Raw genomic sequence first — 12749 nt, forward strand, 5'->3', positions numbered from 1 at the left:
GTCTTAAGCTCTTATTAGCAACCTGCGCTGCTGCTGACAGCCTGCCAGATCTTTTCTGACAATTCAGAATACTGAGCCTTTGGATCCCCTATCTTCTGGATAAATGAATCCACGCCATTCTCAATTGCCTTATGTATGACATCTTCCTTGCTCACTCCAGTGAACATGATGAAGGGGATGTTAATACTTCTGTCACGGATAGTTTTCAAAAATGTAATGCCATCCATAATAGGCATGTCATAGTCTGAGACTACCACATCATAAGAGTCATTTTCCAGCCTCTCAAGGGCTTCCTGTGCAGAGTTTACAGTATCCGATGTTATATCATGGAAAAGTTCAAGGAATGTCTTTGATAGCTCTAGAGACAGGGGGTCATCGTCTACAAGCAGTACTTTCATGGGGGCCTTCTCCTGAGGTTATTTTTCTGTAACCTTCCTGTGGATCAGTTACCACTTACCATCTTCTGGTAAGAAGTAGCAAAATCTCAACCTCGTTTATTATTAGTATAAATGTCTTAATTAATATAAAAAGTTAACTTCTGTACTATGTAACGGGAGTTTTTGTATCATAGGAATGAAATTCTTTGTATTCCAAAAATAAGAATGGATGAAAAATATGAATGAATGAAAAAAAATGAGTAAAGATTAGAGTATAATAAAAAGGAAAATGAATAAAATTAGAAAATATAATAAAAAGGAAAAAAGGTAATTTAAACCTGGTTAATAAAATTATCCAGTTCTTTTTTCAGCATCTGGCTGAGGATTTTTCCATCGACCGCACCCCTGTATTCCTTCATGACAATGCCCATAAGGGGACCAAGAGCTGCTGGACCTTTTTCCCTGATAAAGTCTCCTCTCTCCCTGACTGTTTTCTTGATGAAATTCTCGACCTCCTGAGGGTCAAAGGCACTGAGCCCAAGCTTTGAAATCGCTTCAGGAACACTCAGCTCCGGCTCTTTTGCAAGAGCGGTCAGAAGATCCTGGATAGCTTCTTTTGCAATTTCCTGATTTGAGATGGCTGCAAAAAGCCCTTTGAAATGTTCGTCCGTAAGATTTTCGGTATCAACCCCGTTTCTCCTGATTTCCGGAACGATTCCCACAAGCGTTCTGGCGATCAGGGTTGAGTTTACGTTTACATCTTTTCTGTAAGTTCCGATCAGGTTCTCAAAGAGAGGAAGATACTTTGAATACGCTATTTTTTCGGCAAGCTCTTTATTCAGGCCATTTTCGGAGATAAAACGCTTCGCCCGCTCGGTCAGAAGTTCAGGAGTCTCGATTGAGTCAAAGTATTCCTGTGAAATTTCTATCTGAGGTACATCGGTTTCAGGGTACATCCTTGCTGCTCCCGGAAGGGGGCGCATATAAGCAGTATTTCCATCGGGAAGGGCTCTTCGGGTTTCTTCAGGAACTCCTTTAATTGCCTCTTTTGCCCTCGCAATAACCGCTTCGATTGCAAGCCTGGCTTTTTCGGGTTCGTCTGCAACCATTATTACGGCATCCTCAGGATGTGCACCTATTGCGTCCCTGACTGCCTGGACTTCCTTCTCGGTTATCCCGTAGTTGGGAAGTTCATCGGTATGGAAAATTCCTCCTACACCAGCAGTCTTTGCCCTGTCCGAAAATTCAGTCCCGAGCCTTCTTCCTGGCTGCACTTCTTTGCCTACGAGTCCCTCGAATTTCCTTAGAAGGGCAGCAAGAATTGTGCCTTTTTTCACGCCTTTTTGCAGGACCCTGGACTTTGTGTCCATGAAAAGCCCTGTTACGTCATAAATCTCTTCGCAGACGAAGGCTTTTCTTTCCATGAGTTCCTGCCGGATAAAAAGAAGATTCAACTGCCTTTCTACTTCCCTGCGGACGATATCTTCTATGAGGTCAAGCGCCTGTACGCCTTTTATTTCAACTCTTGCGCCATCGGCAATTGAGATATTTACATCCTGCCTGATTGTTCCAAGCCCCCGCTTTACTTTCCCTGTGGATCTGAGGAACATTCCTATCTGCTCAGCAACCTCTCGGGCATGGCGAGGGGACTTTATATCCGGCGCAGTGGCGATTTCTACAAGCGGGATTCCCAGCCTGTCAAGGGAATAAATGATTGAGTCTCCGATTTCCTCTATTTTCTGGGCAGCTTCTTCTTCCACGCAGAGGCTATCAATCCCGCAACGCCCTTCCGAGGTTTCAATATACCCGTTGCTTGCAAGAAAAGCCGTTCTCTGAAACCCGCTTGTATTCGACCCATCTACCACGATTTTTCTCATAACGTGCATCTGGTCCACAGGTTTCATGTTGAAGAGTTTTGCAATCCCGAGGGAAATCTCCAGGGCTTCCTTATTCAGTTCTCTTGGAGGTTCCTCATCATTTTCTACAAGGCAGGTCGTATCATACGCCTTATAGATATACTTCCTCCTGATCTTGGTCTGCTCCACCGCAGCCCTGTCCTTTTCTCCCATCTCACTTTCCGTAGCTCTGAGATACCTGAAAAACTCAAAGTCTGAATCCCTTACATCCCTTATAAGGGTAGGACACCTGCAGAACAGCTTCTCTTTCGAGTCCAGCTGCTGGTGGATCTCAAGCCCGGCTTTCAGCCCAAGTTCACTGTAATCGTATTTTTCCATATTTTCACCCGAATCTAAGCAGGAAGCGCCTTAATTCTCCTTAACTCCCATAAGATCTTATCAATTTCTTTGAATATTAACTGAGTCTCCCTGAATACTAACCAAATTTCCTCGAATATTAGCTGAATTTCATTAGTTTTTCTTTAAATTATCTTTAATATTCCCTTCAGCTCTTTCTAATTTTCTTTTAAATCCTTTCCTTTAAATTGCGTCCTTTTGCTCTCCTTCAGTATTAAATCCTTGGCTCGTTACTTCCTCTCTTATCTTTAAACTTTTTTGCGCTCGATTCCTCTCTTAGTTTTTTAGGTGCTGTACTGTTAATTGTCAATTATTATTGATAGTAGCTGGGAAAGAATTGAATGTAAAAAGTATGATAGAAGGTATAAAAGTATCTCTGTATATAAGAGTGAAACTATCTTATTGACAGGTTGGTATTGTTAATTAAATATTGTTAACTCTTTATTTCTATATTTCATTAAGAGAAGAACAGAGTACTTTAGCATTTCAAGACTCTTAGTATAACACTTTATCTTTCGTCTCAACCTTGCCAGAAAGTGCCTCAATATGCTATTATATCCTTCAATTGTATGCGTTTTTGCTTTGGATTGAGTATGAATCATTTCTAGGAGAAACTCTGCATATGCCTTCCAGTGATCGGTCATTACTTCTCCAATCTCTTTGTTCTCTAATTTTTCCCGGAGTTGTTGTCCAGTTTCCGTTCCTCTGCTACCAAAAGAGCAGTCGATGAACTTTTTCCCAACTCTATCAACAACAATCCAGATCCAGCAATACTTTTTTTGTTACCGACGTAAGTATGCATTTCATCCAGTTCAATAATAGATATCTCATTTTCACTTTTTAGGTTCTCTAAGTCCTGACCAAATTTCTTTATCCATTTTTGGACAGAAACATGACTTACTCCTAAAAATCGCCCTATTGAGCGAAAACCTAATCCTTCAAGATAAAGTTGTAAAGCCTGTCTTTTAACAGAAGGGGAACTAGCAGTTGACTTTAACTCTACTGAATAGTTATATCCGCAATCATGGCATTTGTAGCGTTGACGTCCAGCAACTATACCGTTCTTTTTGCGATTAGAACTCTTACATCTTGGGCAATTCATGCAAAAATATAGGTTATCATACGATATAACTATATTTACTTACCAAAACCGAAGGGTTAAATAATATCTTATTAAAGAGTGAATGAGTAAAGATCTTTGTTTTCCATCTTAACTTTTGTTTGAATTTAATTTAGGAGTATACATTTCGCTATGTTTAACTCTTTTACCTATCGGTCTGTAGACTTTAACAACAGGTCAGCCATAAAGGTAACCTTCAAGAGCTTATGTTCCAGAGCTGTAAAATTCTTATGTTTGCGTCTTAAATAAAACTGTCTGCTAGAAATATATATGTTTCAACAGCTCAAATTTTAGCGCATATGAATGTAATTCGACACTGCCGCGTTTACACGTACTAATCTAACAAAAATAAACAGATAACTTCCGCCATAAATATACGATTTAGAACAAAAATTTACGTTTACTAATACAATTTCTTAAATTCTTATATGAATTTCATATTCCTTGATATATACTAAAGTAAATATTAAAGTCTGGAAGAGTAATTTCCAGACATCTTTATTTTTGGGGGAATGATATGAAAATCAAACATATGTTAATAATTTGCTTTTTTATTTCTTTATTATTAATATCTACAGGAACAGCAACTGCAGCGGTAGCCGAAGGAAATGAGACTAAGATTACTGCCGATGAAGCCGATCAGAGCAACTCTGCGATATTCGGTGACATTATAGTCTGGGAAGATTATCGCAATGCTGACGGCTACGAGTCTACAGATATCTATGCTTACGACCTTTCCACTGGTAAGGAAATGAGAATAACCAACAATACATCCCTGAAGTACTCGCCTGTCATTTACGGAGACAAAATAGCATGGGAAGATAACCGCAATGGGAACTGGGATATTTACGTTTACAACCTTTCAACATCCACGGAGACGCGGATCACTCGAAATGAGTTCGACCAATATGCGCCTTCCCTCTATGAAGACAAACTGGTCTGGCTGGATGGGCGCCACGGAGGAGGAAGTCTGGATGCTGACCACTGGCCTGAAGGAAACTGGGATGTTTTCATGTACAACCTATCCACCTCCACAGGAATCCGGATTACCAAGAACGAATCATGGAAGACTTTCCCAGCAATCTATGAAGATAAAATCATCTGGGTAGACGGGCGGAACGGCGAGCCTCTATACTCGCACCAGATCGTTGATGGGGATCTCTACATGTATGACCTCTCAACAGCGCAGGAAACCAGTCTCGTCTCAGGTGTTTCTTCCGATGCCAGGCCTGACATTTATAAGGACAGAATAGTCTGGGAAGATGACCGCAATCGAAACTCCGATATCTATATGTACGACCTTGTAACCTCCACCGAGGTTCAGATAACCGACAATGAAGCAGAACAGTGGCGCCCTGCTCTCTATGAAGACAGGATAATCTGGACGGATTATCGCAATGGTAACGGATGGGATAATCCTGACATTTATATGTACAACCTCTCCACTTCCGAAGAAATGCAGATAACGACAAGCGAATCTGAGCAGTGGGCGGATGACATCTTCGGCGACAGGGTTGTATGGACCGATAACCGCAACGGAAATAACGATATTTACATGTTCACTCTCCGGGCTTCTGGAGAAACTATAGAAGAAAAAGCTGCTAAGAAAGAAACTGTAGAGGAAAAAACTGATAAAAAAGAACTGTCTAAGATGAATTCCGTAGAAGAGCTGAAAAAACTCAAAGCACATGTGAATTCTCTTGACATGGAGCCCTCTGCAAAGAATTTGCTCAATGCAAAGCTCAGGTATACGATCAAGTCTCTTGAAGCCGGGGACACTGATACAGCCATGGTTAAGCTTGGCTTTTACATTGAATGCGTTTTAATCATGGAAGCAGAAGGCAGGATAGAAAGCGAAGATGCAGATTATATAATCAGCGAAGCCAAAAGAATTTTCGATATGATAGAAAGTTCGTGAAGTTTTAGAGGGTGATGTACGCCTTTGCAGCATTGAATGTATTTACAATAGCATATATTTTATCACATATGTCTCACGCCTATAGCACGCATTATGTGCTTATGACGTGGGTCATGTGCTTATAACATACATCTAAGATAAGCAGGATTTGTATTGTTTAAATAACGATGATATATCCTGATATTCACCTCTTTCATTCTTTTTTTATTTCAGAGTTTTCAGTCATGAAAATTATCTTACAAATCTATGAATTGTGTCAGCCTTCCTGATCGGCTGCCAGTTGACCAGGATGCTGTAAGTCTAAAGCCGGGCTGTATCAGTCGCGGTCTATTAAGTATCAGTCGCGATCTATTAGAGTTAAATGAACTTGATTACTAACAAGGAAAACAGAGTGATAAAACAGATAAAAATAAATAAGTGCATCACTATTCCGAGAGCTACCTCATGAGTCACCTCATGATCCTTTAGATATGGAATGTTCTGCTTTATAGTTGAGAGAAAATTTCCAATAGAATCTGCCATGCTTATACAATAATTTTTTCCCATATATAGAATTATAGTTTTGAACCGGTGCAGCCGCTATAGAAATAATACAGTATAAATCGACTTCTCAGACTAACATGAAAAAGTTAACCTGGCTTTTCACTTTCAGGTCTCCGATGCTGTTATATTTCGTGCAGGTTAATAGGTAAATGGTGATTTTTCATAAGGGACGTTACTTTTAAGAAAATAATGATTGCAACTGACGGTTCGGTCTGCTCAAGGATTGCTGCCAATAGAGGGATAGAACTTGCCAGGTTGAGCGGAGGAACAGTTTATGCGGTTTATGTAGTATCCACAGAGTACTTTTCTTCCATGGCTGTGGATTTTGACCGGGAGAGGATGCATGAAGCTTTGAGGAAGGAGGGATGCAAAGCTGTAAGCTACATAAACGAGATAGGAGAACTGGAAAACGTTAATGTGGAAACCATCCTGCTTGAGGGCCATCCTGCCGATGAACTAATCAGGTATGCAGAGGAAGAAAAAATGGATATCATTGTTATGGGCATGATTGGGAGAACAGGCCTTGACAGGCTGATCCTGGGCAGCGTCGCAGAAAAAGTGATCCGGCACTCAAAAGTTCCTGTAATGGTCATAAAAGAGAAATGTGACTCCTGAGATGGGGACCTGCAGGCTATGGATTGCAGCCTTAAAGCTCTCCCCGTGCCTGCAACTTTCCCTATGTATGGAGCTTCATATCTAATTCTTATACCTTAATTTCATCTCTGAATTTTCACAGTTTACCCTCAGCTTATCCCAGTTTTCTTCTGAGCTGATTTTGAGGATTTAAGGTCCGGTTCCCTCTCTTTAAGCCCTCAGCCTTCGATCTTCTTTTTCACGACTGCAGCTACATTTTTCGGGGAGTCGGTTTCCCAGAGTTTCCTGATTTTAGCGTTCCTGAGGGCTGGCATAAGGGCTTCAAGCTTTGCCTGCACGGCTGCAAGAAGTTCTTCATCAACTCCAGGAGGCTCAATGCCCATGAACTTCTGTGCTTTAAGGGTCTCGGTTTCCCTGGGAACGGCACGGTCGACACCTTTCCTTACTCCTGTCTTCAGGGCTTCGATTGCGTCCCTCCACTGCGCAGCCCAGGGAGTATCAGGAATCTCGGTATGGTGAATCTCTGTCCTTTCCACTTTAATGGCGTCAAGGTGGCAGGCTTTCACACAGGCTCCGCAGTAAGTACAGAAATCCTCTTCAAAAGCAATTTTCCGCGGGTCTTCAGGATCGGTAGGCACATACCACAGTTCCGAAGGACAAACGTTGAAACAGCCGCGGCAGCCCTGCGGATCGCACTCCTTCAGATTCTTTTCTATAAGGCTAAGTTGTCCTTCCATAGGCTTTTGCAGGTCTACGGCTTCATACGGGCAGACCGTTTTACAGCGGGCACACTGCGTACACTTCAGTTCGTCTACCGTGACTTTCCCCTCGACCTTTGGAGCCTCGCATGGGCGCTCTCCTGTAACTTTTATTGCTTCTTCGGGGCAGATATCCTGGCAGAGCACACAGTAATCGCAATTATCCTCATCTACAAGCAACTGCTCGAAAGGCACGGGATTTTCAGGAGTGGGTTCGCGTTCGAGCAGGATGAAAGCGTCACAGAACCGGGCACAGATTCCACAAAAATTGCATTTCTCAGTGTCAATTGCAATTTCACCCTCTGCCCCTTCCTTTAAAGGCGCAATTTCTTCTTTTTTCGGAAAGGTGAACTCCACCTCGATTGCATCCTGAGGGCAGGCTCCCTCACAGAGTGCACAGGGGAGACACTTCTCATTTATCTTAACATAGGTATCATACTTGGGGTACTGATTCTCATCAGGAACCTCTCCCACAGCCTCAAAGGTGATGGCATGCATAGGGCAAAGGTTTGAGCACATTCTGCAGAAAGTACACTTCTCAAGGTCCATAATTACCGCAGGTGCGTCAAGTCCGGTTGCAATTTCATGAATGGGACCCATCTCAAGGGCTTTTGTAGGGCAGATATCAGCACAAATTCCACAGCCATTACAGCGCTTGTAGTCATAATCCAGGGTTTTGATAGACTTCTCGGTTGCCTGGGTATAGATAAAATGGGAACCCTGGAGATCCATGCTGGTTGTAACCGTAATCCTTTCCTGGGATTCCTCCTCAGCAGTCTCGGGTGCTTCAGCTTCGAGATCTTCGGTTTCGAACTCCTCGGTTTCAGCCTCTATAACTTCGTTTTCTCCGGTTTCGCAGCATCCCCTGCATAAAGGAACTTCCCGTTCTGTGTACTCCTCGCTCACTGTGCCACCTCCCCAAGTTCGTTTCCAGTATCTTCAATTCCAGCCTCTTTAATCTTGAGCTCGGTGCCTATTGGGCCAATCTCTTCAAGTTCCTTTACAAACTCGGTAATAGTATTTGAGAAACGCTCTCCTTCAGCAGCAGAGATCCACAGGGTTCTCAGCCGTCGGGGATCGAGTCCAGTATCGCTTATGACTTCCTTTAAAACGTCCATTCTTCGTTTTGCATCAAAATTCCCATGTATATAATGGCACTCATCCATCCTGCAGCCTGCAACAAGCACCCCATCGGCTCCGCTTTTTAAGGCTTCAAGTACGAATTCGGGGCTTACCCTTGCAGAGCACATCGTACGCACAACCCTAATATTTGTCGGGTAATGAAGCCGCGACATTCCGGTAAGGTCTGCACAGGCATAACTGCACCAGTTGCAGAGGAAAGCCACTATAAAAGGACTCTGGGATTTGTACGCAGTTGCAGCCCGAATCTGGGCTAGAATCTGTTCGTTTTCGAAGTTCTTCATCTGGATTGCTCCAGCAGGGCAGGCTGCACTGCAGTCTCCACAGCCGTAACATGAAACCTCGTCTACTATAGCTCTCTTATTTTCTATAGTGATTTTCCCAAATTTGCAGACCTCAAGACAGGTTCTGCATCCTATGCATTTTTCAGGATCAACGTGAGCTCCCATAGGATCGGCTTCAAGCTCGCCTGTTCCGAGAAGCTGCATGACCTTGGATGCACATGCACTGCCCTGGGCAATTGAGACCTGAATTTCTTTGGGCCCTGAGGCGCAGCCTGCAAGGAAAACCCCGCTTACAGGAGCATCTACAGGGCGCATCTTTGGGTGGGCGCTTGCAAAGAACCTGTCCGGCCGCCGGGCAAGATTCAGCATTCTGCCTATACCTTCTGCCGCTTTGCTGGGCTCGTAACCCGTAGAGAGCACTACAAGGTCGCAGGCTTCTTCCTCGATCCGGCACTCCAGGGTGTTTTCATACCTGAGTACGGGCCTGCCGTCCTCGCCTGCATAAATTTCCGCAACCTTTCCCCGGATAAAATCAACACCCATAGCCTGCGTCCTCGTATAGTATTCCTCATACATCTCCCCTGCAGCCCGAATGTCAATGTAATGAATCGTGATCTCGGTATCAGGGTAGCGTTCCTTAATCATCTGGGAATTCTTGAGTGCAGCCATGCAGCAAACCCTTGAGCAGTACTCATTGCCAACGGTTTTGTCCCTTGACCCGACGCACTGGATGAAAGCTACGTTTTTCGGGGGTTCGCCTGTGGAGGGTACAATGACTCTTCCGCCTGTAGGCCCTGCCGAGTTAAGCATACGCTCCAGTTGCATGTTTGTTATAACATCAGGGTATTTCCCGAACCCGTACTCCTTTTTCCGTGACGCATCAAAGAGCTGGTACCCCGTTGAAACGATTACTGCTCCGGCTTCAAACTCAATCTCTTCAGGTTTCTGTTCGTAGTCTACGGCATCGGCAGGGCAGGCCTGTAAACACAGCCCGCAGCCTACACAGTGGTCGGGATCTATAAGCACTACCTGCGGAACGGATTGGGGAATTGGCATATATATGGCTCTGGTCTTTCCGATTCCGTAATTCATGGGGTTCTCGATTTCTACAGGACAGACCTCTGCGCAGAGATCGACACAGCCTTTGCATTTATCTTCAAGTATGAATCTCGGTTTGCGTTTGACTTTTACATGGAATTTGCCGACAGACCCTGAAATATCAGTGACTTCGGAATATGTGTAAAGGGTAATATTAGGATGGTTCTGGACTTCTGTCATTTTAGGGGCAAGTACACAGATGGAGCAGTCATTAGTGGGGAAGACCTCATTCATCAGAGCCATTTTGCCTCCTATAGTGGATTCCCTTTCCACCATCGTGACCGGAAAACCGGCGTCGGCAAGATTCAGGGCTGCCTCGATCCCGGCAACTCCTCCTCCTATGATAAGGACATTTCGGCTGGCTCTGGAATTTGTCGCACTCAGCTCCTTAAGGAACTTTGCCTTTGCAACTCCCATTCTTATAAGGTCAAAGGCTTTCTGGGTCGCCATCTGGGGGTCATCGGCATGCACCCAGGAGCACTGCTCCCTTATATTTACCATCTCCATGAGGTAGGGGTTTAGCCCGGCTTTTTCCATCACATGCCTGAAGGTCTTTTCGTGCAGCCTCGGGGAGCATGCAGCTACTACGACCCTATCGATTTTATTTTCTTTTATATCCTTTATGATGCCTTCCTGTCCGGAATCGGAACACAGAAACTGTACTTCCCGGGCGAGCACCACATCTTCCAGTTCAGCTGCCATTTCCTGCAGAGCCAGTACATCTATTACTCCCGCAATATTCAACCCGCAGTGGCAAATATAGACTCCGATTCGCATAATTGGTGACTCCATATACCTGTGTTTAATGCTGAATCTTAACGATTCGTCAGGCTATAGCTTCTAATATTTATATATTAACCTGAAAGATTTACAATAACCTGAAAGATTTACATATAATCTGAAAGTTATGATTCCTGACCATAATTCAGAACCATGTGTATGAGCATTTTGCCATACAGAAAAGCCAGATCCGGTACAGCTGCTCACTAAAGAATTTTTAGACTTTAAATTTGTTGGGAACAATTAAAATTGCAAATTCATGGATTTGCTGCTTTTATATTGTTCATCTTCATGTGAAATTGTTATTTTTTCACATTTACCACTTTATATTGTGTTATTATTTGATTAACAATTTGCTATTTGTATTGAACTGATAACATGATCATAGATAGTAGCTTTTACATATCCCTATACTTTTTAATTTAAACTGAATAAAAGTATAAGGATTTTGTACAAAATCAAAACCTTTATTTTATATGATGTTTCCAAATTTATTAAATGTTAATTTAGTATTTTAAATCTCAGATTATTTCAGGTATGTTCAAATACTCCAAGTTTTATTATTTTTTGCTATGCTCTTCTATAGTTTATCTGTTGTAACAATCTGATCGTTTATTATATAACAGTATTTAACAGTTTATTTATATAACAGAATTTATTTATATAATAGAATTTATATTTTAGGTATATTAACTTTCTTATTTGCCTTGAGCTAACCAATTAACTGGGTTTAACTTTAAACCTGAATTCCAGACTGTCAATTCACATTGACTGATACGCAGTTTGGCTGGTATCTGAGAGAAGTAACGGACAGAACCTTAGCATCATTAATTTTACCTTATCACCGAAGTTTTACCAATTGATTTATAGTTTGAGAACTTAATTCGTAATCGAGGAACCAGTTTCAAACGGACAACTCAATGCAAATTTAATAGAAAATGGTTATATGGGCATAAGTGAGACAGGATAGGATACATGATGTAAGTGAGATGAAACTGGTAGTATGAGAGGAATTAAATAATTTCTGAAGGATAAGGTATTTCTATAAATAACTTGAATAAAAATAGAGAAATAACGTTACAAGCTGAAGTTGATGTTAAATCCTAAATTGTTGCCGTACGTCTTCGTACAATTAAGAATCATTAGTATACTTTATAATACTACCACTCTATAAATGGCTCAACCTGTACTCACATATTCTTCTCATCAAGGTTCAGGACTGTTTCGGTTTAAAGTGTAAGGAGTTTTTTGTATGACTGAACACAATGAATTAAAGGAAAAAATGTATGAATGGACTCAGAAGTATGCGGATAAAGCGGGTTACAGGCTTAACCCGGATAAAGAAGCTCTTGATTACGTGCTTGACGGGCTTACAGTAAAGCTTGAGAAATTCGGAAGGCGTTACTGCCCCTGCAGAATAGTTACCGGAGATGAAAACGAAGATAGAAAGATCGTATGTCCCTGCATATATCATAAAGAAGAAGTCGAAAGGGATGGAAATTGCCACTGCGAACTTTTCTTTAAAGCGAATTAAATTGAGTTCACTGGATTCATCTGCCTGTAAAGAGGCTTATCAATTGTTTCTGTGACCAGGAAAACTAATTTGAGAAATCTTTGACCTCAAAGATCCCAGAAATAAAAGCCTGCGTACCTAAGGGCATCAAAATTTGAAGACCTCAATTTATTCACAGAAGTTTGCCGGATATTCCCTGCTCAAGCTGAAAGTAACACTGAAAACAAAAAAGCGAGAGTTTAAGGAAGAGAACTTAGATATATTTAATTAAAGGTTCTTTAACATACGTTTTCAGTGGTAAGCTTAATTTTACTTTTTAATCGTAATTTTGACATTCATTCCCTCTAATGAAAACTTATGGAAAAAATTTTA

At 42.1% G+C, this 12749-nt stretch carries 8 protein-coding genes; 3 read left to right on the forward strand and 5 right to left on the reverse strand.

Annotation, left to right across the window (positions count from 1 at the left end; genetic code table 11):
• Window positions 1-14: 14 nt before the first annotated feature.
• From AOB57_RS00335 to AOB57_RS00345, 3 genes are all read right to left on the reverse strand, one after another.
• A complete protein-coding gene (locus tag AOB57_RS00335; protein WP_054298741.1) occupies window positions 15-398 on the reverse strand; it encodes a response regulator in 384 nt (127 codons plus the stop codon).
• A gap of 311 nt (window positions 399-709) precedes the next feature.
• Entirely contained in the window at window positions 710-2611 is a 1902-nt protein-coding gene (gatE, locus tag AOB57_RS00340) for a Glu-tRNA(Gln) amidotransferase subunit GatE (RefSeq protein ID WP_054298742.1), read from the reverse strand.
• Window positions 2612-3048: 437 nt separating this feature from the next.
• Window positions 3049-3731 (reverse strand): IS1 family transposase gene (locus AOB57_RS00345; protein WP_167829486.1). Its coding sequence is split into 2 segments (ribosomal slippage): window positions 3049-3408 and window positions 3411-3731, totalling 681 coding nucleotides; the frame shifts between segments, so codons are not numbered across the junction.
• Window positions 3732-4266: 535 nt separating this feature from the next.
• Here AOB57_RS00345 and AOB57_RS00350 point away from each other — a divergent pair.
• Window positions 4267-5667: a TolB family protein gene (locus AOB57_RS00350; RefSeq protein WP_054298745.1), complete on the forward strand. Its 1401-nt coding sequence runs from the start codon at window positions 4267-4269 to the stop codon at window positions 5665-5667.
• Window positions 5668-6399: 732 nt separating this feature from the next.
• Window positions 6400-6825 (forward strand): universal stress protein, encoded by a 426-nt coding sequence (locus AOB57_RS00355; protein WP_054298746.1) that lies wholly within the window; start codon window positions 6400-6402, stop codon window positions 6823-6825.
• Window positions 6826-7022: 197 nt separating this feature from the next.
• On the opposite strand, the gene AOB57_RS00360 is transcribed toward AOB57_RS00355, so the two are convergent.
• Window positions 7023-8468 carry a 4Fe-4S binding protein gene (locus tag AOB57_RS00360; protein ID WP_054298747.1) on the reverse strand — a complete coding sequence of 482 codons (1446 nt, stop codon included), beginning with the start codon at window positions 8466-8468 and terminating at the stop codon, window positions 7023-7025.
• Window positions 8465-10861, reverse strand: coding sequence for a CoB-CoM heterodisulfide reductase HdrA2 (hdrA2, locus tag AOB57_RS00365; protein WP_054298748.1), 2397 nt, complete (start codon window positions 10859-10861; stop codon window positions 8465-8467). The genes AOB57_RS00360 and hdrA2 overlap by 4 nt, the downstream gene beginning before the upstream one ends.
• A 1255-nt stretch (window positions 10862-12116) precedes the next feature.
• Between hdrA2 and AOB57_RS00370 the strand changes: the two genes are divergently transcribed.
• Entirely contained in the window at window positions 12117-12398 is a 282-nt protein-coding gene (locus AOB57_RS00370) for a ferredoxin-thioredoxin reductase catalytic domain-containing protein (protein ID WP_054298749.1), read from the forward strand.
• Window positions 12399-12749: the final 351 nt, after the last annotated feature.

The organism is Methanosarcina flavescens, assembly GCF_001304615.2.
Classification (GTDB): Archaea; Halobacteriota; Methanosarcinia; order Methanosarcinales; family Methanosarcinaceae; genus Methanosarcina; species Methanosarcina flavescens.